This is a genomic window from Paraconexibacter algicola (genome assembly GCF_003044185.1).
GTDB lineage: Bacteria > Actinomycetota > Thermoleophilia > Solirubrobacterales > Solirubrobacteraceae > Paraconexibacter > Paraconexibacter algicola.
The window spans coordinates 1832609-1852706 of the sequence record NZ_PYYB01000001.1; the positions used below are offsets into that span (position 1 = coordinate 1832609).

21 protein-coding genes are annotated in these 20098 nt (G+C 76.4%); 14 read left to right on the forward strand and 7 right to left on the reverse strand.

Features of this window, described 5'->3' with window-relative positions; genetic code table 11:
* The first annotated feature begins 42 nt into the window (after positions 1–42).
* Genes C7Y72_RS08710 through C7Y72_RS08735 form a run of 6 tightly spaced genes read left to right on the forward strand, consistent with a single transcriptional unit; the run spans position 43 to position 4986 of the window.
* Entirely contained in the window at positions 43–276 is a 234-nt protein-coding gene (locus C7Y72_RS08710; protein ID WP_146175302.1) for a hypothetical protein, read from the forward strand.
* Positions 277–930, forward strand: a complete 654-nt coding sequence (locus C7Y72_RS08715; protein WP_107568372.1) for a response regulator transcription factor — start codon at positions 277–279, stop codon at positions 928–930.
* A complete protein-coding gene (locus C7Y72_RS08720) occupies positions 930–2030 on the forward strand; it encodes a HAMP domain-containing sensor histidine kinase (RefSeq protein WP_107568373.1) in 1101 nt (366 codons plus the stop codon). Before C7Y72_RS08715 ends, C7Y72_RS08720 begins: the two co-directional genes overlap by 1 nt.
* 25 nt (positions 2031–2055) lie before the next feature.
* On the forward strand, positions 2056–3096 hold the full coding sequence (locus tag C7Y72_RS08725) for an AAA family ATPase (protein WP_107568374.1): 1041 nt from the start codon (positions 2056–2058) through the stop codon (positions 3094–3096).
* A gap of 4 nt (positions 3097–3100) precedes the next feature.
* A complete protein-coding gene (locus C7Y72_RS08730; RefSeq protein WP_107568375.1) occupies positions 3101–4039 on the forward strand; it encodes a DUF58 domain-containing protein in 939 nt (312 codons plus the stop codon).
* Complete coding sequence (locus tag C7Y72_RS08735; protein ID WP_107568376.1) at positions 4036–4986, forward strand: VWA domain-containing protein; 951 nt, start codon at positions 4036–4038, stop codon at positions 4984–4986. Before C7Y72_RS08730 ends, C7Y72_RS08735 begins: the two co-directional genes overlap by 4 nt.
* A 16-nt stretch (positions 4987–5002) precedes the next feature.
* On the opposite strand, the gene C7Y72_RS08740 is transcribed toward C7Y72_RS08735, so the two are convergent.
* Positions 5003–6268 carry a Glu/Leu/Phe/Val family dehydrogenase gene (locus C7Y72_RS08740; RefSeq protein WP_158276730.1) on the reverse strand — a complete coding sequence of 422 codons (1266 nt, stop codon included), beginning with the start codon at positions 6266–6268 and terminating at the stop codon, positions 5003–5005.
* Between the two features lie 64 nt (positions 6269–6332).
* Entirely contained in the window at positions 6333–6800 is a 468-nt protein-coding gene (locus C7Y72_RS08745; protein ID WP_107568378.1) for a hypothetical protein, read from the reverse strand.
* Between the two features lie 102 nt (positions 6801–6902).
* Here C7Y72_RS08745 and C7Y72_RS08750 point away from each other — a divergent pair, with 102 nt between their 5' ends.
* The 3 genes from C7Y72_RS08750 to C7Y72_RS08760 are packed head-to-tail and all read left to right on the forward strand — an operon-like array spanning position 6903 to position 9970.
* Positions 6903–7568: a response regulator transcription factor gene (locus tag C7Y72_RS08750; RefSeq protein WP_107568379.1), complete on the forward strand. Its 666-nt coding sequence runs from the start codon at positions 6903–6905 to the stop codon at positions 7566–7568.
* A complete protein-coding gene (locus C7Y72_RS08755; protein WP_107568380.1) occupies positions 7565–8905 on the forward strand; it encodes a sensor histidine kinase in 1341 nt (446 codons plus the stop codon). The genes C7Y72_RS08750 and C7Y72_RS08755 overlap by 4 nt, the downstream gene beginning before the upstream one ends.
* A 9-nt stretch (positions 8906–8914) precedes the next feature.
* A complete protein-coding gene (locus C7Y72_RS08760; RefSeq protein WP_107568381.1) occupies positions 8915–9970 on the forward strand; it encodes a DNA polymerase domain-containing protein in 1056 nt (351 codons plus the stop codon).
* A 12-nt stretch (positions 9971–9982) separates the two neighbouring features.
* Here the strand turns inward: C7Y72_RS08760 and C7Y72_RS08765 are convergent, their stop codons facing one another.
* The 3 genes from C7Y72_RS08765 to C7Y72_RS08775 form a co-directional block, all read right to left on the reverse strand.
* Positions 9983–10999: an ABC transporter substrate-binding protein gene (locus C7Y72_RS08765; protein ID WP_107568382.1), complete on the reverse strand. Its 1017-nt coding sequence runs from the start codon at positions 10997–10999 to the stop codon at positions 9983–9985.
* Positions 10999–12045, reverse strand: a complete 1047-nt coding sequence (locus C7Y72_RS08770) for an ABC transporter substrate-binding protein (protein ID WP_107568383.1) — start codon at positions 12043–12045, stop codon at positions 10999–11001. Before C7Y72_RS08770 ends, C7Y72_RS08765 begins: the two co-directional genes overlap by 1 nt.
* 65 nt (positions 12046–12110) lie before the next feature.
* Positions 12111–12512, reverse strand: coding sequence for a RidA family protein (locus tag C7Y72_RS08775; protein ID WP_107568384.1), 402 nt, complete (start codon positions 12510–12512; stop codon positions 12111–12113).
* A gap of 62 nt (positions 12513–12574) precedes the next feature.
* Between C7Y72_RS08775 and C7Y72_RS08780 the strand changes: the two genes are divergently transcribed.
* Genes C7Y72_RS08780 through C7Y72_RS08790 form a run of 3 tightly spaced genes read left to right on the forward strand, consistent with a single transcriptional unit; the run spans position 12575 to position 15688 of the window.
* Complete coding sequence (locus C7Y72_RS08780; RefSeq protein WP_107568385.1) at positions 12575–13564, forward strand: helix-turn-helix transcriptional regulator; 990 nt, start codon at positions 12575–12577, stop codon at positions 13562–13564.
* A 37-nt stretch (positions 13565–13601) separates the two neighbouring features.
* Positions 13602–15035 carry an MFS transporter gene (locus C7Y72_RS08785; protein WP_107568386.1) on the forward strand — a complete coding sequence of 478 codons (1434 nt, stop codon included), beginning with the start codon at positions 13602–13604 and terminating at the stop codon, positions 15033–15035.
* Positions 15035–15688: a hypothetical protein gene (locus C7Y72_RS08790; protein ID WP_107568387.1), complete on the forward strand. Its 654-nt coding sequence runs from the start codon at positions 15035–15037 to the stop codon at positions 15686–15688. The genes C7Y72_RS08785 and C7Y72_RS08790 overlap by 1 nt, the downstream gene beginning before the upstream one ends.
* Positions 15689–15700: 12 nt before the next feature.
* On the opposite strand, the gene C7Y72_RS08795 is transcribed toward C7Y72_RS08790, so the two are convergent.
* Positions 15701–16573 (reverse strand): BclA C-terminal domain-containing protein, encoded by an 873-nt coding sequence (locus C7Y72_RS08795; protein ID WP_107568388.1) that lies wholly within the window; start codon positions 16571–16573, stop codon positions 15701–15703.
* A 32-nt stretch (positions 16574–16605) separates the two neighbouring features.
* On the opposite strand from C7Y72_RS08795, the gene C7Y72_RS08800 reads away from it, so the two are divergent.
* Together C7Y72_RS08800 and C7Y72_RS08805 are read left to right on the forward strand one after the other, a co-directional pair.
* Positions 16606–16935 (forward strand): DUF4333 domain-containing protein, encoded by a 330-nt coding sequence (locus tag C7Y72_RS08800; protein ID WP_107568389.1) that lies wholly within the window; start codon positions 16606–16608, stop codon positions 16933–16935.
* 33 nt (positions 16936–16968) lie between these two features.
* Positions 16969–17409 carry an SRPBCC family protein gene (locus tag C7Y72_RS08805; RefSeq protein ID WP_107568390.1) on the forward strand — a complete coding sequence of 147 codons (441 nt, stop codon included), beginning with the start codon at positions 16969–16971 and terminating at the stop codon, positions 17407–17409.
* 36 nt (positions 17410–17445) lie between these two features.
* Here the strand turns inward: C7Y72_RS08805 and C7Y72_RS08810 are convergent, their stop codons facing one another.
* On the reverse strand, positions 17446–20025 hold the full coding sequence (locus C7Y72_RS08810) for an amidohydrolase family protein (protein ID WP_107568391.1): 2580 nt from the start codon (positions 20023–20025) through the stop codon (positions 17446–17448).
* Between the last annotated feature and the right edge of the window lie 73 nt (positions 20026–20098).

The following is a 20098-nucleotide window of genomic DNA, read 5'->3' on the forward strand; positions in this document are numbered from 1 at the left end:
CCCTGAAGGTTGCGGAACGGTCCCTGCGGTGAAGTGGACGTCATGCCCTCCGCCCTCGTGCACCGTGCCGTGACCGCGCTCGCCGTGACGCTCGGCGCCGGTGCCCTCGCCGCGTCCGCCAACGGCATGCGCTCGATCGACAGCGAGCTCGTCTCCGTGACGAAGCCCGTGCAGCAGCAGGAGCAGGTGAAGCCCTGCCCCGAGCCGCAGAACCAGGTGCCCGACGGCGAGGTCCGCGAGTCGCTGCCCGGCAGCGAGAACGCGCGGGAGCTCTAGATGCGACTGCTCCTCGCCGAGGACGAGCCCAAGGTCGCCGCCGCGGTCGCCAAGGGCCTGCGCCGCCATGGCGCCGCCGTCGACGTCGCGCCCGACGGCGCCGTCGCGCTCCAGCACGCCCGCGTCCACCCGTACGACGTCGTCATCCTCGACCGCGACCTCCCCGAGGTCCACGGCGACCAGGTCTGCCGCACGCTCAGCGCCGAGCAGCCCGAGACGAAGATCCTCATGCTCACCGCCGCCCGCACGACCGACGACCTCGTGCAGGGCCTGGCGATGGGCGCCGACGACTACCTCGCCAAGCCGTTCCGGTTCGCCGAGCTCGTCGCGCGCGTCCACGCGCTCGCCCGCCGCGGCGGCGTCGCCCGCCCGACCGTGCTCGCGCACGGGGACATCGAGCTCGACCCGGCCCGCCGCACCGCCACCCGCGCCGGCCGCGACCTCGAGCTCAGCGCCAAGGAGTTCGGCGTCCTGCAGGCCCTGCTCGCCGCCGACGGCGCCGTCGTCAGCCCCGAGGAGCTGCTCGAGCGCGTCTGGGACGCGAACGTCGACCCGTTCACGAACACCGTCCGCATGATCGTCATGAAGCTCCGCCGCAAGCTCGGCGAGCCCGCCGTCATCCACACCGTCCCGGGCGCCGGCTACCGCCTCTGATGCGGCGCTGGTCCTCGCTCCGGGTGCGGCTGACGCTGGGCTGCGTCGCGCTCGTCGTGGTCCTCAACGCCGGTGTCCTGGGCCTCAGCTGGGGCCTCATGGACCGCCACCTGGAGCGGACCGTCCCCGCCCAGTACGCGACCGACGTGGCGTCCGAGCTGGCCCGCCAGTACGTGCTCGCCGTCGTCGGCGCCGGCCTGCTCGCACTCGCGCTCGCCTGGGCCGGTGCCGGCCGGCTGCTGGCCCCCGTGCGGCGGATCGCCGCGACCGCCCGGCGCGTCGGCGAGGGCGACGACCTCCGTGAGCGCGTGCGGCTCCCCGACGGCCCGCAGGACGAGCTGCACGACCTCGCCGTCACCTTCGACGGGATGCTCGACCGCGTCGAGGGCGCGGTCGGCGCGCAGCGGCGCTTCGTCGCCAACGCCAGCCACGAGCTGCGCACCCCGCTCACGTCGATCCGCGCCGAGGTCGAGGTCGCGCTCGACGACCCCGACGCGACCGCCGAGGAGCTGCGCGCCGTCCTGCGCAGCGTCGTCGAGACCGGGGAGGGCGCCGAGCGCCTGATCGACGGGCTGCTCGTGCTCGCCGGCGCCACCGACGGCGTCCCGCGCCGCGAGCCGGTCGACCTCGCCGACGCCGCCGGCCGCGCGCTCGACCAGCTCGGGCTCGAGCGGGTCCCCGGTCGCGTCGAGCCCGTCGTCGTCCGCGGCGACGACGTCCTCCTCACCCGCGTGGTCGTCAACCTCGTCGAGAACGCGATCGTGCACGGCGAGGACCCGGAGCTCGACGTCCGCCGCGAGGACGGCGACCGGGCCGTCGTGGAGGTCCGCAGCCGCGGGCCGCAGCTCGACCCGCAGCTCGTCGACCGCCTGCACCAGCCGTTCGAGCGCGGCGGCCGCACCCGCCGCGAGGGCCGCGGCGCCGGCCTCGGGCTGTCGATCGTGCACCAGGTCGCCCGCGCGCACGGCGGCACGCTGCGCCTGCACGCCCGGCCCGGCGGCGGGCTCGTCGCGCGCGTCGAGCTGCTCGCCGACCCGGTCCCCGCCCCCGCGGCCGGGCAGGCCGCGCGCCGCGACGAGGCGGCCGTTACCCCGACGTGACGCCCGGTCCCGCACCATGTGGGGCATGAGCGAACCGCACGGCCACGATCCCCTCCTCCCCGAGACCGCCGTCGACGACGACGTCGCCGGGCAGGCGCGCAAGGCGCTCCAGGGTGCGCTGTGGGAGTGCAAGCGCGTCGTCGTCGGGCAGGACGCGATGCTCGAGCGGGTCCTCATCGCGCTGCTCAGCGGCGGCCACGTGCTGCTCGAGGGCGTCCCAGGCCTCGCGAAGACGCTCACCGTCCGGACGCTCGCCGACACGCTCGGCGGCAGCTTCAACCGCATCCAGTTCACGCCCGACCTCGTCCCCGCCGACCTCGTCGGCACGCGGATCTGGCAGCCGGACACGCACGAGTTCCGCACCGAGCTCGGCCCGGTCGTCGCCAACCTCGTCCTCGCCGACGAGATCAACCGCGCCCCCGCGAAGGTCCAGTCCGCGCTGCTGGAGGTCATGCAGGAGAAGCAGGTGACGATCGGCGGCCAGAGCTACCAGGTGCCGAGCCCGTTCATCGTCCTCGCGACCCAGAACCCGATCGAGTCCGAGGGCACCTACCAGCTGCCCGAGGCGCAGGTCGACCGCTTCCTCTTCAAGATCAAGGTCGACTACCCCGACCTGGAGGACGAGGTCGCGATCGCCCGCGGCCAGGCCGGCGAGGGCCTCCAGGCCCAGCGCGTGCTCGAGCCCGCCGACCTGCTGCGCTACCGGCAGGCCGCGCGCGGCGTGCAGGTCGACCGGCAGGTCGCCACCTACGCGGTGCAGATCGTCGCCGCCACCCGCGACCCCGCCCGCCACGGCCTGCACGACCTCGCGCCGCTGATCGAGTTCGGCGCCAGCCCGCGCGCGTCGATCGGGCTCGTCCAGGCCGCCCAGGCCGTCGCGCTGCTGCGCGGCCGCTCGCACGTCACCAACGCCGACGTCCACGACCTCGCCCGCGACGTGCTGCGCCACCGCGTCGTGCTCACCTACGACGCGCTCGCCGACGGCGTCGACGTCGACGAGCTCCTCGACCGCCTGCTCCTGCACGTCGCGCCCGAGGGGCGCGCGCCGCTCTCGCAGGCCGGCTGACCGGATGGCCCGACCGCCCCGCACCCCGAAGACGACGGCCGGCCCGTCGCTCGTCGTCCCCGCCGGACGGCAGGGCCCGGGCACGGTCACCAGCGACGCGGTCGCGCGCGTCGACCTCGGCCTGCTGCGGCGCGCCGGCGGCGTGCTCCCCGGCGACCACCTCGGCATCGGGGCGGGCGCCGGCACCGAGCTCGCCCGGCTGCGCCCCTACGAGGCCGGCGACGACGTGCGGCAGATCGACCCGGCCGCCACCGCCCGCACCGGCGAGCCGCACGTCCGGCTGCAGGTCCCGGAGCGCTCGATCACCACCTGGCTGGTCCTCGACGTCTCCCCGTCGATGGGGTTCGGCAGCCGCGACCGGCTCAAGAGCGACATCGCCGAGGGCGTCGCCGCGGTCGTCGGCCGCGTCGCGATCCGGCGCGGTGGCCGCGTCGCGGTCGTCACCGCCGGGGAGGACACCCCGCGGATGCTGCGCCCGCGCGGCGGCCGTGGCGCGCTCGCCGGGCTGCAGCGCCTCGTCGCGCAGGGCATCCGCCCCGACGGCGTGCCCGGCGGGCCGCTGTCGGAGGCGCTCGTGCGCGTCGCGCGGCTCGCCCGCACCCGCGGCGTCGTGGTCGTCGTGTCGGACTTCCGCGCCGAGGGCGAGGAGTGGACGGTCATGCTGCGCCGCCTCGCGTCCCGGCACACGGTCGTCGCGATCGAGATCGCCGACCCGCTCGAGGCCGCGATCCCGGACGTCGGGCACCTGCAGCTCGTCGACCCCGAGACCGGCGAGCTCGTCGAGCTCGACACGTCCTCGCCCGCGCTGCGCGAGCACTACGCGAAGGTCGAGTCGACCCGTCGCGCGCGGGTCGCGCGCGCCCTGCGCCGTGCGCCCGCCCGCCACGTGCAGCTGTCCACCGACCGCGACTGGGCCCGCGACCTCGTGAAGGCGCTGCGATGAGCTTCCAGGAACCGCTCCACCTGCTCGCGCTGCTGGCGATCCCGCTGCTGCTGCTGTTCTGGCGCAGCGAGCAGGCGCGCCGCCGCCGGATCGCGATCCGGCACCCGGCGGCCGGCATGGTCGCGCGGACCGGCGTGGCGCGCACGGGCACGCTGCGCCGCGTCCTGCCCGCGACGCTGCTGGCGTTCGCCGCGGTCGGCCTGACCGCCGCGTTCGCGAAGCCGACCCGCACCGTCGACGTCCCCGTCGACCAGGCGGCGATCATGCTCGTCACCGACCAGTCCGGCTCGATGCAGGCCGACGACGTCGCGCCGAACCGCATCACCGCGGCGAAGAACGCGGCGAAGACGTTCGTCGAGGAGCTGCCCGACGGGCTGCTCGTCGGCTTCGAGAGCTACTCCAGCGGCGTCGTCAGCGTCGTCGACCCGACCACCGACCACGACGAGGTGCGCGACGCGATCTCCGGCGTGGAGGCCAACGGCGGCACCGCGACCGGCGAGGCGCTGACCGCGGCCCTGGACCGCCTCGAGGCCCGCAAGACCGACGACGGCCGCACCGCGCCCGCAGCGATCGTCCTGCTGTCCGACGGCAAGACGACCGAGGGCGTCGACCCGCTCGTCGCCGCCGAGCGCTCCAAGCGCCTGCGGATCCCGATCTACACGGTCGCCCTGGGCACCGACGACGGGTACGTGATCGGCCCCAACGGCGAGATCCTCGCCGTGCCGCCGGACCGCGAGACGCTGCGCGAGATCGCGCGCCTGTCGGGCGGTCGGCCGTTCGAGGCGGCCGAGGCCGGCGAGCTCGACGCGGTCTACCGCACGCTCGGCTCGCGGATCGGCACCCGCAAGGAGGACCGCGAGATCACGACCGCGTTCGCGGGCGGCGCGCTCGTGCTCCTGCTCGCCGGGCTCGGCACCGGCCTGCGCTGGCGCAGCCGCCTGGTCTGAGACGGGCGCGGCCCGGTCAGCGCAGCGGCCGCCCGCGCAGCCGGGCGGCCTCCAGCAGCCGCTCGAGCGCGAGGTCGAACGCCGCGTCGCGCAGCGGCCGGTCCTCGCGCGCCGCGCGCTCGCGGACCTCGTCGCAGGCGCGGCGCATCGCCGCCGTGAGCCGCAGGTCGACCTCCTCGGCGGTCCACTGCTCGCGCAGCAGCCCCTGCTGGTGCTCGAAGGTCGAGACGATCACGCCGCCCGCGTTGGCGAGCACGTCGGGGATCACCAGGGCGCCCGCGTCGGCGAACGCCGCGTCCGCGGCCGGGGTGAGCGCCCCGTTGGCGCCCTCGAGCACGAGCCGCGCGCCGTCGGCCCGGCCCGCGGCCTCCTCGTCGACGAGCCCTTCGGTCGCGGCGGGCACGAGCACGTCGTGCGGGACGCCGAGCAGCTCGTCGGGATCCAGCTCGTCACCGCCGTCGAAGTCGGCGAGGTCACCGCCGTCGTCGAGGTGGTCGGCGAGCGCGCGGACGTCCAGGCCCTCCTCGCGCACCACGGCGCTGCGCGAGCGGCCGACCGCGACGATCCGGCACCCCTGCTCGGCGAGCAGCAGCGCCGCCGCCAGGCCGACGTTGCCCGAGCCCTGCACGACGACGCGCGGCGACCCGTCCAGGCCCGCCTCCTCGCGGAACGCGGCGAACGAGAGCGCGAGGCCGCGACCGGTCGCCTGCTCGCGACCGTGCGAGCCGCCCAGCGCCAGCGGCTTGCCGGTCAGGGCGGCCGGGCGCAGTGGCCCGTCGGGGGAGAGGACGTCGAGCATCCAGCCGAGGACGCGCTCGTCGGCGCCCGAGTCGGGGGCCATCACGTCGAGGTCGGTGCCGACGATCGGGGAGACCGCACCCGCGAACGCGCGCACGACGCGCTCGAGCTCGGCGTCGGACAGCGCGCGCGGGTCGACCGCGACGCCGCCCTTGGCGCCGCCGAACGGCATCGCCGCCACGGCCGTCTTGATCGTCATCAGCTGCGCGAGCGCCCGCACCTCCTGCGCGTCCACCGACGGCGCGAGCCGCACGCCGCCCTTGCCCGGGCCGCGCAGTGTCGAGTGCTGGACGCGCCAGCCGGTCAGCGACTCCAGCGAGCCGTCGTCGCGGCGCAGCGGGATCGACACCTCCAGTGCGCGCTCGGGCGCGAGCAGGACCGCGGTCGCGCCGTCGTCGAGGCCGGCGCGGTCGGCCGCCGCGCGCAGCTGGTGCTCGGCGATGGCGGCGAGGGTCGGGTCGTCGGGGATCGTGGAGGTGCTCACGGACCGGGAGCTACCCGGCGTGCCGGCGGCCGCACGCACCCTGGCGCGCGGCCGCGACCTGCGTCTACGGTGTCTTCGGCGTGACCGCGCGGACGACCGTCCGCCGCGGGAGCTGCAGCACCGCGACGCGCTGGCCCGCCCGGACGTCGCTGAGCTTCGCGGCCTTGCGGTCGACCCGCACGCGCGCGTCCTGCGGGATCGTCACGGTGACCGTCTCGCCGCTGCGCCGCTTGGTGCCCTGCCGCAGGGTGAGGGCGTCCCCGCGGATCGCGGTCACGACGCCGCGGTCGACGACGACCTCGTCGAAGCCGTCCTTCGTCGCGACGGTCAGCTCGGCGTGGACCGCGCGCCGCGCGGCGCGCAGGACCGGGTCCGCCGCCCGGGCGCCCTTGCCGGCCCCCGCGGCCTGCTTGGCGGCGCCGGAGGAGCGCGCCGGGGATTCGGCGGACGCGGCGACGATGGTGGATCCGGCCGCGCCGACGGCGATGCAGCCGACGGCGAACCCGGTGAGGCGGATGGATGAGCGGTTCATGGGAGCGATGGTGGGGCCGCTCCGTCCGTGGGCAGTACGGGGTTCGTAAGGAGCATGCAAAGTCCGGCCGCCATCCCGCCGCCGCGCCCGCACCATGGGGCGATGCGGACCATCCTCGTCGTCGAGGACGACGCGCGGATCGGCGCGCTCGTCCGCGCCTACCTCGAGCGTGACGGCTTCGCGACCGTCTGGGCGCGCAGCGGCGACCAGGCGCGCGCCGAGCTGCCGCGTCACCGCTTCGACCTCGCGCTGCTGGACCTCGGGCTGCCCGACGTCGACGGGCTCGTGCTGTGCCGGGAGCTCGCCGATCGCCTGCCCGTGATCGTCGTCAGCGCCCGCGACGAGGAGTCCGACCGCGTGGCCGGGCTGGAGCTCGGCGCCGACGACTACGTGACCAAGCCGTTCAGCCCGCGCGAGCTCACCGCGCGCGTCCGCGCGGTGCTGCGCCGCGGTGAGCGCGCCGTGCCGACGGGCCACGGGACGCTCGACCTGGGCGTGCTGCGGATCGACGTCGACGCGCACGAGGCGCGCGTCGACGACCACCCGATCGCGTTGACCGCGCGCGAGTTCGAGCTGCTCACGTACCTCGCGCGCCAGCGCGGCCGAGTCGTCGGACGGGACGAGCTGCTCGAGGCCGTCTGGGGCTACCGCTCCCCCGGCCAGACGCGCACCGTCGACGTGCACGTCGCGCAGCTGCGCGCGCGCCTCGGCGTCCCCGACCTGATCCGCACCGTTCGCGGCGTGGGCTACAAGCTCGTGGTCCCATGAGCACGATCCGCGCCCGCGCGTTCCTCGCGCTCGCGGCGTGCGCGCTGGTGACGACCCTGCTCACCGTCGGGGTCGCCTCGCTCCTGCTGGAGCGCCAGCGCGACGACCGGCGCGCGGCCGCACTCCAGCGGATCGCCGACGTCGTCGCGCCCACGCTCGCCGAGCGGCTCCCGGGAGGCGGCCCCGACACCGTCCGCGTCGTGCGTCTCGCCGCGCTGGCAACCCGACGGGGCGCCCGGCCGGTGCGCGGGCCGCTGCGCCGCCGCGTCCTGGCCTCGGTGCCGGTCCGCGACGGCGCGACGGGCGTCGCCGACGTCGGCGAGCGGCGCTTCTCCTACGCCGTGCGCCGGACCGCCGTCGGCACGGTCGTCCTGATCGGGCCGCCCGGCGATCGCGCCGCGACCGGACCGCCGCCGACGCGGACCGTCCTGCTGGCCGGGTCCGGTGGTCTGCTCGTCGCGCTGCTGCTCGCCGCGCTGCTGGCGCGCCGGACCACCGCGCCGTTGCGCGCGATGACCGAGCGCGCACGGGCCCTGGCCCGCGGCGAGGGCACGGACCTCCCGGTGCCGGAGGCGGGACCCGCGGAGCTGCGCGAGCTGGGTCGCTCGTTCAACGCGATGACCCGGGAGCTCGACGCGGCCCACGCCGATCGCGCCGGGTTCCTGCGCTCGGTCGGCCACGAGCTGCGGACGCCGCTCACCGCGATCCGCGGGTACGGCGAGGCGATCGCCGACGGGACGGTCGAGCCTGCGCGGGCGGCCACGGTCATCGGGGAGGAGGCGGCGCGCCTCGAGCGGCTCGTCGGCGACCTCATGGACCTCGGGCGGGGCTTCACGTGCCGGCGGGAGCCGATCGATCTTGCCGCCGTCGCCCGCGAGGCGGGGCGTCGCCACGCGGTCGCGGCGACCGGCCTCGGGGTCACGCTGACCGTCGACGCCCGCGGTCCCGCGCCCGCCGCGGGCGATCACGACCGCGCGGTCCAGGCGGTGTCGAACCTCGTCGAGAACGCGCTGCGGGTCGCCCCGGTCGGCGGCCGGATCGAGATCGCCGCGCTGCCGGGGACCGTCGAGGTCCGCGACGACGGTCCCGGGCTGGCGCAGCAGGACCTCGCGCGCGCGTTCGAGCGGTTCTACCTGCACGACCGGCTGCGCAGCGACCGACCGGTCGGCTCGGGGCTCGGCCTGGCGATCGTCGCCGAGCTCGCCACCGCCATGGGAGGGACGGTGCAGGTGCGCAGCGACCCCGGCGTGCGCACGACGTTCACGCTGCGCCTGCCCGCGACCCCCGGGCCGCCGCCCGCAGCGTCCCGTGCGGAGCGGGACGCTGCGGGGCGATAGCGTCCGCCCATGCCGTCCCCCGCGATCGAGCTCGACGCCGGCGGTCGCGCGCTGCGGGTCTCCAGCGCCGACCGGGTGATCTTCCCCGCCCACGGCGCCACCCCGGAGATCAGCAAGCGCGAGATCGTCGAGTACTACCTGTCGGTGGAGGACGGGATCATGCGCGCGCTGCGCGAGCGACCCGTCACGCTCGAGCGGTGGCCCAAGGGCGTGCGCGACGACATGCGCATCAGCACCCGGGACGGCTTCAAGGGCGACGCCTTCTACCAGAAGCGCGTGCCCAAGGGCGCTCCTGACTACCTCGAGACGGCGCACATCACGTTCCCGTCGGGGCGCACCGCGGACGAGATCTGCCCGACGGAGATCGCGGTCGTCGGCTGGGCCGCCCAGATGGGGACGATCACCTTCCACCCGTGGCCGGTGCGCCGCGCCGACGTCGACCATCCCGACGAGCTGCGGATCGACCTCGACCCGCAGCCGGGCACCGACTTCGCCGACGCGGTCAGCATGGCGGCGAGCGCGCGTGAGCTGCTGGACGAGCTCGGCTACGTCGGGTTCCCGAAGACCTCCGGGGGGCGCGGCATCCACATCTACGTGCGGATCGAGCCGCGCTGGACGTTCACCGACGTCCGCCATGCAGCGATCGCGTTCGGCCGCGAGCTCGAGCGGCGCCGTCCCGGTGACGTGACGACGAAGTGGTGGAAGGAGGAGCGCGGCGAGCGGATCTTCGTGGACTACAACCAGAACGCGCGGGACCGCACGATCGCGTCGGCGTACTCGATCCGCCCGAAGCCGGGCGCGCCCGTGTCCGCCCCGGTCGAGTGGGACGAGCTCCCGTCCGTGCAGCCGTCGGACTTCACGGTCGCGACGATGCCCGCCCGGTTCGCGCAGCGCGGCGACCTGCACGCGGCGATCGACGACGTGCAGCACTCGCTGCAGCCGCTCCTGGACCTGTACGCGCAGGACGAGCAGGGCGACATGCCCTACCCGCCCGACTACCCGAAGATGCCGGGCGAGCCCAAGCGCGTGCAGCCCTCGCGCGACACCGACCGGCGCGAGGGCTGACGCTCCCGCCGGTCAGCCGATCCGCTGCGGGGCGGTGCCGGCGACCGCGCGCTCGAGCCGCGGCACCAGCCGCTCCAGCAGGTACGGCAGGCTCAGCGGCGTCGGGTAGTACAGGGCGCCCGCGAGGATCCGGTCGGTGTACACGGCGTGCCGGTCGCGGACGGCGCGCAGGCCGCGGAACGTCGGCACCTCCAGGAGCTTGCGGACGTCCGCGGCACGCTCGGTCGCGGCGACGAGGACGTCGGCGTCGAGCACGTCGAGCCGCTCCGCCGAGACGCCGACCTGGACGCCGCGCTCGGCCGCCAGCGGCGTCAGCCGCGGGTTGACGGTGAAGCCCAGCAGCGACAGCGGCTGCGTGTTCAGGCCCTCCGGGTAGGCGTACAGCTGCCCCTGGTAGAAGCCGTTCTGCGTGAACGTGATCGTCTTCCCGGCGAACTCGGGATGCTCGCGGGCGACGGCGGCGTAGTCGCGCTCGATCGAGGCGACGAGCTCGCGGCCCTGTCGGGCGCGACCGAGGGCGGCGGCGATCAGCTCGGTCTGCACGTCCCACGGGGACAGGAACCTCGTGCCGCCGCGGGGCTGCGCGACGGTCGGGGCGATGCGGCGCAGCTTGTCGTAGTCGGCGCGCGCGAGGCCCGCGTTCGTCGCGAGGATCAGGTCGGGGCGCAGGGCGGCGATCCGCTCGAACGCCAGGCCGTCGGTCGTCGGCAGGACGGTCGGCGTGGCGTCCCCGAGCTCGTCCTGCGCCCACGGCCACACGGCGTCGGGCTGCTCGCCGTACCACTCCGAGGTGGCCAGGGGGGTGAGGCCGAGGGCCAGCACGGTGTCCTGCTCGGTCGGGCCGAGCACGACGATCCGTCGCGGCGCGGCCGCGACGGTGGTGGAGCCGAACGCGTGCGTGACGGTCGCGGGGAACGTGCCGCCGGAGGCCGTCGTCCCGGCGTCGGTCCCGGTGGGGTCGGAGCTGCCGCAGGCGGCCAGCGCCAGCGTGGCCGCGATCGCGGCGAGGGCGGGGAGCAGGCGGGACATCAGCGGCTCCCCCCGGTGGTGACGACGCGGTGCGGGGCGCGGCCCTGCAGCGCGCGCCCGAGCTGCGGCACGAGACGCTCGAGCACGTACGGGAGGCTGAGCGGGCTGGTGAAGTAGATCGCCCCGGCGAGCGTGCCGTCGGTGAAGACGGCGCGGTTCTCGCGCACGCCGTCGAGCGCGCGGAAGGTCGGGACGCGGTCGAGCGCGGCGACGTCGGAGGGCTTCTCGGTCGCGAACAGCAGGGCGTCCGCCTCGAGCAGGTCGACCCGCTCGGGGGAGAGCGTCACCTGCTCCCCGGCCTTCTCCCGCAGCCGCGTGATCGCGGGCGCGATGCGGAAGCCGAGGTCGGTGAGGAACTCCGTGTTCAGCCCTTCGGGGTAGGTGTAGATGAGCCCGTCGTAGAACGCGTTCTGGGTGAAGGTGACGGTCCTGCCCGCGAACTCGGGGTGCGCGCGGCGGGCGGCGGCGAACGCGCCGCGGATCCGGGCGACGATGGCGCGGCCGGCGGCCGGGCGGCCGAGCGCGGTGGCGATCGTGACGGTCTGCTGGTCCCAGGGGGAGAAGACGTCGCTGCTGCCCTTCGGCGCGGCGACGGTCGGTGCGATCCGGCTGAGCTTCTCGTAGTCGGACCGCTTCATCCCGGCGTTCGTCCCGACGATCAGGTCGGGGCGCAGCGCGGCGATCTTCTCGAGCTCGAAGCCGTCGCCGAGGCTCAGGACCTCGGGCCGGGCGTCGCCGAGCTCGTCCCGCGCCCACGGCCAGACGGCGTACGGCTGCTCGCCGTACCACTCGGTGGTCGCGACGGGGACCTCGCCGAGGGCCAGGAGCGTGTCCTGCTCGGTGTAGCCGACGGACACGATCCGCTGCGGGCGTCGCGGCACGGTCGTGGTGCCGTAGCGGTGCTCGACGGTCGCGGGGAACGTGCCGCGGTCGGCGGCGGCGGGCGTGGTGGCGGCGGTGGGCTCGGGGTCGGGCTCGGACGAGCCGCACGCGCCGAGGGCGAGCGCGGCGGCGGCCAGGAGGGGGATCGGGAGGCGAAGGCGCATCCGCACATAGTAAGGGTGCCCTTACAAAGTCCGCGTCCCGGCCCCCGCTCCGGCGCCACCGGTCCTCAGCCGACCGCGGTCGCCTCGAGCTCGACGAGCAGGTCCGGCAGGACCAGCCTCGTCACCCCGAGCACGGTCGTGGCCGGCTGCGCGCCCGCCCCGCCCAGCCGACCCGCGAGCACGCCGTAGTGACCGAACAGCAGGTCCACGTCGGTCGCGTAGACCGTCAGGCGCACGAGGTCCGCCAGGCCCATCCCCGCCTCGGCCAGCACCGCCTCGAGGTTGTCCAGGGCGAGCGCGAGCTGCGCCTGCAGGTCCCCGGCGTGCTGCGGCTCGCCGCTCGCGCTCATCGCCGCCTGACCGCTGACGTGCAGCGTCCGGGTGGCGCCGGTGACGAGCTCGCCCTGCGTGTAGCCGAGCGGCAGCGACCAGGGCCAGGGGTTGATCGGAGTCCGTGTGGGTGTCATGGCCGCCACGCTGACAGGGGCATCACGACACCCTCTGTCGTGTATCCGGAAAACTTGCGCTGATGCGCGCCGACCGCCTGGTCGCCCTCGTGCTCCTGCTGCGCCAGCGCGGCCGGATGACCGCCGCCCAGCTCGCCGAGGAGCTCGAGGTCTCCCCGCGCACCGTGCTGCGCGACGTCGAGGCGCTCGCGGTCGCCGGCGTGACGATCGAGGCCGAGCGCGGCCGCTACGGCGGCTTCACGATCGACCCCGGCCTGCGCACCGAGCTGACCGGCCTGACCCAGGACGAGGCGCTCGCGCTGCTCGCCGCCGGGACCCGGCACGGGGCCGGCGCGTTCGGGCTCGGCTCCGCGCTCGCGTCGGCGATGCTGAAGGTCCTGGACGCGCTGCCGCCGCCCCGCCGCGAGGCCGCCGCGGGCGCGCGCCGCCGACTGCTCCTGGACCCCGAGGTCGATCTCCTCTCCCGGCGCGTGCCGCGCGAGGACCTGCCCGACGCCGTGGTCGCCGCCGTCCGCCGCGCCGTCCTCGACGGGCGACGGCTGTCGCTCCTGCACGCCGCGCCCGGCGGGGAGCCGCGCCGCCGGACGGTCGACCCGGTGGGGCTCGTCACCGTCCGCGACCTCGGCTACCTGCTCGCGCTCCGCGACGGCGAGGACCGCACCTACCGGCTGTCCCGCATCCGCGAGGCGACGGTCCTCGACGAGCCCGCCCGCCGGGCCGCCGACGTCGACCTCGAGCGCGAGTGGCGCGAGCGCAGCGCCCGCTTCCGGGCCGGGGACGGCCAGCTCGCCGTCCGGCTGCTGCTGCACCCGCGACGGCGCGAGGAGCTGCTCGACACCGCGCTCGCGGTGCTGCACGAGGAGCCGGGCCCGCCGCAGGACCCCGAGCGGCAGCTGCTGGAGGTCACCTTCCAGGACCTCCGCCACGCCGAGTGGGCGCTCTGGCAGCTCGGCACCGACGCCGTGGCGCTCACGCCCGACGCCCTCCGCGACGCGCTGCGCGAGCGGGCCGCCGCGTTCGCCGCCGCCTACGCGCGACCGCGGCCCGACTGAGCCGTCGCCCGCGGCCACGACGCGGCACACTGCCGGGATGCGGTCCGATCCCCCGCAGGCTCCCGCGGCGCGGGCCGCCCCCGCCGCGCCCCGCGGTGCGGTCGCCGTGCTCGCGCTCGCGGTCGGGATCGTGCTCGCCGACAGCGCGATCGTGACGCTCGCGCTGCCCGAGATCCTGCGCGAGCTCGGCGCGGAGGTGGCGGAGGTCGCCTGGGTCCTCACCGGCTACAACCTCGTCCTCGCGCTCGCCGCCGTGCCCGCCGCGCGCCTGTGCGTGCGCCCGAGCGGCGCCCCGGTGGCGGGGACCGTCGGGCTCGTCCTCTTCGCGGCCGCCTCGGCGGGCTGCGCGCTGGCGGGCACGCTCGGCGTGCTGATCGGCGCCCGGATCGTGCAGGCGCTCGGCGGCGCGCTGGTCATCGCCGCGTGCCTGGAGCTGCTCGTCGCCGCGACCGGGGACGAGCGGCGCGGCGCGGCCCGCTGGGCGGCGGCTGGCGTCGCGGGCGCCGCGATCGGGCCGGTCGCGGGCGGGCTGCTCACCGAGGCGATCTCCTGGCAGTCGATCTTCATCGCACAGGTGCCGCTCGTGCTGCTCGCGGTCCCGGCGACGCTCGCCCTGCGTGGGGCGACGGCGCCGCACGCCGCCCCGGCGCACGCGCCGCCGGACCGGCCGCACGTCGCCGCGAACCTCGCGCTCGCGCTGCTCAGCGCCGCCCTGACCGCGGCGCTGTTCCTGCTCGTGCTGCTGCTCGTGGAGGGCTGGCGGCGCTCCCCGGCCCTGGCCGCCGTCACCGTCACGGTCATCCCCGTCGCGGCGATCGCCGCCGGCGCGCTCGCGCGGCTGGCGCGCGCCGGCACGCGGGCGGAGGCCGTGGCCGGGGCGATCCTGATGGCGGGCGGCCTCGTGTGCCTCGGGCTGCTGCCGGACGCCGACCCGCGCTGGACGCTCGCGCCGCAGGCGCTCGTCGGGCTCGGACTCGGCCTGACGATCGACTCGCTCACCGCCGTCGCCCTCGCCGACCGGGTGCCGCGCGCGCTGCACGGCGGCTGGACGATCGCCGCCCGGCACGCGGGGGTCGTCGCCGGGCTCGCGCTGCTCACCCCGATCTTCACCGCCGACCTGCGGGACGCGCAGCGCCCGGCGCAGGAGGCGATCGCCGCGCTCGTCATCGACGCGCCGCTCCCGGCGACGACGAAGCTCGACCTCGCCGACGGCCTCGGCCGGCAGCTGCAGGCCGAGGGCGGTCGCGTGCCCGACCTGCGGCCGGCGTTCGCGGCGCTGCGGCTGCCGCCCGCGCAGCGGGCCCGCGCCGCGCTGCTCGAGCGCGCCCTCGACGACCAGCTCGAGCGGGCCGCGACCCGGGCGTTCCGCGACGCGTTCCTGCTCGCGGGCGGTCTGGCGCTGCTCGCCGTCCTGCCCGCCCTGCTGCTCGGCGGTGGCGCGCCCGGCCCCGGTCGTCCGGCGGGACCGTGATGCGCGCGCTGCTGCTGCCGCTGCTCGCGCTCGCCGCGTCGGTCGGGCTGATCGCCGTCCACCTCGCCTCCGGCGGGGACGACTTCGTGCCGCGCAGCCCGGCGGACCCGTGCGTCGAGCGGCCGCTGCGCCCGGCCGCCCAGGTCGACGACCTCGAGCCGCTGGTCGAGGAGCTCGTCGTGCTCGGGGTGGCGCGCGCCGCGTGCACGTTGCGCGTCCCCCGCGAGCGGCTCGTCCTCGCCCTCCCGGTCGCCCGCGACCGGCGGGCGATCGCCGACGACGCGACGCTCGCCCGCGCGCTGAAGGGCGGCCTGGCCCGCACCCTCGACCGGCTGGAGCGCGGCGACCGGCTCCCGCGCGCGTCGGCGCTGCGCGACGCCTACAGCGACCAGCTCGGCCTGCCGGGCCTCGCCGAGGAGGCGGTCCGGCGCATCCCCGACGGCGTCGTCGACGACCTGCTCCCGACCGGCGCCGTGCTGCGTCGTGCCCTGGACGACCTCGACGTCCTCGCGGTGATCCGCGAGATCGACGAGCCCGACGCGCTCGAGCGGCGGCTGCGCGACGGGATCGAGCGCGCCGCCCGCGCCGAGGCGCGCGAGCGGCTCATCGGCAAGCTGCCGGGACCGCTGCGCTCGCTGCTCGGGCTCGGCTGAGCCGCGCCCCGCTCAGTCGAGCTGCTCGATGACCACGGCGGCCCCGACGCTGGGCGCGAGCGCCATCGTGAACGGCACCGCGGAGTTGTTGCGCAGCGTGACGACGTCCCCGGCCGCGAGCGTGAGGATCGTGGAGGTCGAGACCTGACCGGTGGCGGTCAGCAGCGTCCGGACGGTCGCTGCTCGGACCGCGCCGTTGACCGCGAACGCGAGCGCGGACCCGACCCCGGCGGTGGTGCTGACGTCGGCGTGCAGCCGGTAGCTGCCGGCGTTCGGCACCGTGAACGTGGTGGTGCCGGCGGTGTGCGTCACGCCCGCGAGGTCGCTGTTGTTGCTGAACGGGACGTCCGCGCCGCCGACGACGGTCGAGTCCGCGAGCGTCGCGAGCTGGTAGGCCGAGCCGAAGACGGCGAGCGTCGTGCCGGCCGGGCCGGTCGGGCCCGTCGGGCCGGTCGGACCCGTGGTGCCGGCCGTGCCGGTGGCGCCGGTCGGGCCGGTCGGTCCGGGGACGCCCTGCGGGCCGGGGGCCCCGGGGGTGCCGGGGGCGCCTGCTGCGCCGGTGGCCCCGGTCGCGCCGGTCGGGCCGGGCGCACCGGTCGTGCCCTGGACACCCTGCAGGCCCTGCTCGCCCCGGTCGCCCTTGTCACCCTTCGCGCCGGCGACGCCCTCGGGCTTCGCGCGCCACTGCAGCCGCCGCTCTCCTCGCTGGCACGACTCGGCCGCCGGGATGATCCGCAGGTAGCGGTTGCCCTTGACGTGGTAGCAGCCGGTGATGGTGTCCGCAGGGATGCCCGCGGGCGGGGTCTGTGCCTGTGCGGCGGGGGCGCCCGCGAGCGCCGTGGCGGTGAGCGTGACGAGGAGCGACAGCCTGGAACCAGTGGTCATCGTGCGCGCGAGCGTACTAGGGTCGGGTGCCGATGCGCCACTGCTTCGTCCTCGGGGTCGTCGTCCTGCTGCTCGCCGGGTGCGGGGGCGACGACGAGGCCCCACCGGCGACGACCGCCGCGGCCCCGCCCGCCACGCTCCTGGACACCGCGCGCGTCGAGCAGGAGATCCGCCGCAGCATCCGCCGACAGCGCGACGTCGCCGCGACGGTCACCTGCCCGCGCGAGGTGCGGCAGGCCCGCGGCGTGAACTTCGTCTGCAGCGCCCGCACCGCCGAGGGCGAGACGCCGTTCGCCGTGGTGCAGACCGATGACGCCGGGACCGTGACCTACACGGCGGCACAGCCCGCCCCGGCCCCGTGAGCCGACGCGGCGCGCGGCGGTAGGTTCTGCGCCGTGAGCATCGAGATCAGCCAGGACATCGACGTCGACGCGACGCCGGAGGAGGCGGCCGCCCTCGTCGCCGACCTGCCCCGGTGGCCCGAGTGGTTCGCGCTGCACAAGGGCTGGTCGGGCGACGAGCCCACGGGTCCGGCCGGCAAGGGCACGACCTTCAAGCACCGCATCCGCGTGATGGGCGTGAGCGGGGACGTCACCTGGAAGGTCGCGGAGTCCGACCCGCCGCGCCGCTTCCGGCTCGAGGGCAAGGGCCCGAGCCGGTCGAACATGGAGGTCGACTTCCGCATCGCCCCGCGCGCGGGCGGCGGCAGCACGCTGTCGTTCACCGCGAAGATCGGCGGTCTCGCGCTGCGCCCGTTCGAGGGCCAGATCAAGCCGTGGCTGATGGTCCGCGTCGACCGCACGACCGACGCGCTGCAGCAGCTGCTCGCCGCGTAGCGGCCGCGCAGAGGCCGGGCCGCGCCGGCCGAGGGCTCAGTCCTGCATCAGGCCGAGCTTGCAGACCAGGCCGAACGCGGGGGCGGCCGCGCTCGCGCCGTCGCGGGCGGCGAGCGTGCGCGACGCCGTCTCGCTGACCGGCCGGATCCGCATCGCGGCCGCGGCGACGGCCGGGTCCGGGGCGACGGCCCCGAAGCGCCGCGGGACCTGCGCGAACGCGCCCCGCAGGTCGCGGCCGCTGCCGCGCGCGGCGCGGCTCGTGGTCACGCCGACGGCCTGCACGCGCCCGCGCGACACGCGGTACGCGTAGGTCGTGGCGCCCGCGCGCCGCACGACGATCCCGCCCGTCAGGCGCCGCACGCCCGGCCGGCGCAGCAGCGCGCCCGCCGCCGTGCCCGGCCGCACGCCGGCCGCCTCATGCCCGGGCGCGCTGGAGGCGACGAGGTCGACGCGGCCGCTGCGCGCCCCGACGACCGCGACCGCGCGGCTGCGGACGGACCGCGCGCCGCGCACGCCCCACGTCCACGCGCGGCCGCGCCGCTCGGGCTGGCCCGCCGCGCGCAGCAGCGCGTCCGGGGTGGCGCCGAGGCGGATCGTGCCGAGCCCGCGCCGGGTCAGCCGCTGCCGCGGCTCGCGCGAGGTCAGCGGCGCGATGCCGTTCGTGCGCTCCCACATCTGCAGGTACGCCTCGGTGCCGCGCAGCAGGTCCTCGGCGATCTGCGGCCCGCCGAGCTTGCGGACCTCCTCGACCCAGTCGGCGTACAGGCCGTAGTGCGCGACGCCCTCACGGGCGTAGTCGAACGTGCGGCTGCCGGTGCGCTGGCGCTCGAACGTCACGCGTCCGTCGAGCGAGCGGAACGGGTAGGTGACCCGGGCCGGCGAGTCCTGCGGCAGCGGTGCGCCCTGCTCGGCGAGGCCGCCGAGGTCCGCGCCGAAGCCCCAGCCGAAGTAGAACGGGGACTCGCCGTCCTTCGGGCGGTACTCCTTCCACCGCTCCACGAAGCGGCCGGCCGAGGACGCCTGCGGGTAGGCGAGGCCGCCGAGACGGCGCAGCCGCGGCCAGTTGTCCGGGTCCATCCAGGAGTGCGGGCTGATGACGCCCGAGTAGCCCTTCGCCTCGGCGAGCGTCAGCGTCGCGTCGACGGCGGCCTGCGACATGTGGTCGGGGTTGACGATCCAGCCGCGCTCCATCAGCCGCCGTACCGCGTGCGCGCCGAGGTCGGTCAGGCCGCGCGTGTTGCAGTGCGGGCCGGGCGGGTAGGCGGGCAGCGTGCCGCCGGGCACGCCGGCCTCCTTCAGTGCCTCGGGCACCGGGCCGCCCTGCGTCGGGACCTCGTTGTCGGTCAGCGCCGTGCCCGGCTCGCACGTCTTCGCGTCCCACCACCGTCCGGCGCTCAGCCGGTTGCCGAGGTTGACGATGATCCCGGAGGTCCCCTCGTCGAACCGGACCCCGCCGAGCGGGTTGTCGTACTTGCCGACCAGCAGGGAGGAGCGGACGCCGAGCCGGTGCAGCTCGGCCATGTCCCGGTCGATCTTCGCGGCGTCGCACGTCGGGGCCTCGACGCCCGAGCAGCCGAACGGCTCGCTGAGCTCCATCTCCAGGACGACCGCCATCTTCCCCGCGTTGACGACCTTCCGGGCCTCGAACGGGTCGGTGACGATCCGGAACCAGCCCTTGCCGGGACCGCCGTTGAGCGCGTCGACGTACTCCTCCATCTGCCGGATCGACCGGACCGAGCGGCGCACCGTCTCCATCTCGTCACACGGCTGGTCGCGGTTGGTCTGCAGCAGGCAGAGGATCCGGTTCTCGTTGACGCCCATGACCATCAGGCGCATGCCGGACATCCAGACCCGCTCGACCCACTTGTAGTACGTGCCCTCGTAGGTGAGGTTCGTCCGCGACCAGGAGTCGAGCGTCGGGTACCCAGCGGTGCTGTGCGGCGCGACCGGCGACCCGTAGCTGAGCAGGTTCTGGAACGGGGCGGCCGCCCCCCGGGGCCCCTCGATCTCCTCGCAGTCGGGCAGCGCGCGCGTGATCCCGTACGGGTGGAACGGCGCGCCGCAGTGGAAGCGCCCGCCGAAGTACAGGTAGGTCATCCAGTGCATGTGGCCGTCCATGAAGCCGCGGGTCTCCCCGTAGCTCGTGGTGCCGCGCGCGGGGGTGCCGGTGGCGTTGAGCTCGGCCTCGGGCAACCGCGGGCAGCCCTCGGCCGGGGCGGCCCGGACCGCCGGGGCGGAGCTCGCGGTGACCGTGGTGCCGTCGCGGCCCAGCGCGCGTCCCGGGTCGGTGGCCGGGGAGAGCCGGAAGCCGCCGCCCGGCACCTCGGCGACGGTCCAGTCCCCGGCCGGGGACGGGCCGGGCGCCGCGGTCGTGCCGTCGCCCGTGGCGGTCAGGAACCGCCGGTCGCCGGTGAGCAGCAGGTAGCCGCCCAGGCGGGTGGCCTGGAAGCGCAGCGGCCCGGCGACCGGGGCGCCGTCGGGTGCGGTGAGCGTGAAGCAGCCGCCCTGGAAGCCGTAGCGGTCGGCCGGGCCCGCGGCGGCGGCGCTCGCGGCGGTGGCGCCGGCGACGGACGCCGCGGTGGCGAGGAGGACGAGGACCCGGGAGCCGGCGCGCATCCCGCGAGTCTTACATGAACGGTCACGTTCGTGTGACGGACCGTCGCGCTTCGACGCGGGCGCGCCAGGGTCA

Excerpts from the sequence above, each read along its gene's own strand:
- C7Y72_RS08710 (WP_146175302.1), top strand. The coding sequence starts at position 43 with ATGCCCTCCGCCCTCGTGCACCGTGCCGTGACCGCGCTCGCCGTGACG.
- C7Y72_RS08715 (WP_107568372.1), top strand. The coding sequence starts at position 277 with ATGCGACTGCTCCTCGCCGAGGACGAGCCCAAGGTCGCCGCCGCGGTC.
- C7Y72_RS08720 (WP_107568373.1), top strand. The coding sequence starts at position 930 with ATGCGGCGCTGGTCCTCGCTCCGGGTGCGGCTGACGCTGGGCTGCGTC.
- C7Y72_RS08725 (WP_107568374.1), top strand. The coding sequence starts at position 2,056 with ATGAGCGAACCGCACGGCCACGATCCCCTCCTCCCCGAGACCGCCGTC.
- C7Y72_RS08730 (WP_107568375.1), top strand. The coding sequence starts at position 3,101 with ATGGCCCGACCGCCCCGCACCCCGAAGACGACGGCCGGCCCGTCGCTC.
- C7Y72_RS08735 (WP_107568376.1), top strand. The coding sequence starts at position 4,036 with ATGAGCTTCCAGGAACCGCTCCACCTGCTCGCGCTGCTGGCGATCCCG.
- C7Y72_RS08745 (WP_107568378.1), bottom strand. The coding sequence starts at position 6,800 with ATGAACCGCTCATCCATCCGCCTCACCGGGTTCGCCGTCGGCTGCATC.
- C7Y72_RS08750 (WP_107568379.1), top strand. The coding sequence starts at position 6,903 with ATGCGGACCATCCTCGTCGTCGAGGACGACGCGCGGATCGGCGCGCTC.
- C7Y72_RS08755 (WP_107568380.1), top strand. The coding sequence starts at position 7,565 with ATGAGCACGATCCGCGCCCGCGCGTTCCTCGCGCTCGCGGCGTGCGCG.
- C7Y72_RS08760 (WP_107568381.1), top strand. The coding sequence starts at position 8,915 with ATGCCGTCCCCCGCGATCGAGCTCGACGCCGGCGGTCGCGCGCTGCGG.
- C7Y72_RS08765 (WP_107568382.1), bottom strand. The coding sequence starts at position 10,999 with ATGTCCCGCCTGCTCCCCGCCCTCGCCGCGATCGCGGCCACGCTGGCG.
- C7Y72_RS08770 (WP_107568383.1), bottom strand. The coding sequence starts at position 12,045 with ATGCGCCTTCGCCTCCCGATCCCCCTCCTGGCCGCCGCCGCGCTCGCC.
- C7Y72_RS08775 (WP_107568384.1), bottom strand. The coding sequence starts at position 12,512 with ATGACACCCACACGGACTCCGATCAACCCCTGGCCCTGGTCGCTGCCG.
- C7Y72_RS08780 (WP_107568385.1), top strand. The coding sequence starts at position 12,575 with ATGCGCGCCGACCGCCTGGTCGCCCTCGTGCTCCTGCTGCGCCAGCGC.
- C7Y72_RS08785 (WP_107568386.1), top strand. The coding sequence starts at position 13,602 with ATGCGGTCCGATCCCCCGCAGGCTCCCGCGGCGCGGGCCGCCCCCGCC.
- C7Y72_RS08790 (WP_107568387.1), top strand. The coding sequence starts at position 15,035 with ATGCGCGCGCTGCTGCTGCCGCTGCTCGCGCTCGCCGCGTCGGTCGGG.
- C7Y72_RS08795 (WP_107568388.1), bottom strand. The coding sequence starts at position 16,573 with ATGACCACTGGTTCCAGGCTGTCGCTCCTCGTCACGCTCACCGCCACG.
- C7Y72_RS08800 (WP_107568389.1), top strand. The coding sequence starts at position 16,606 with ATGCGCCACTGCTTCGTCCTCGGGGTCGTCGTCCTGCTGCTCGCCGGG.
- C7Y72_RS08810 (WP_107568391.1), bottom strand. The coding sequence starts at position 20,025 with ATGCGCGCCGGCTCCCGGGTCCTCGTCCTCCTCGCCACCGCGGCGTCC.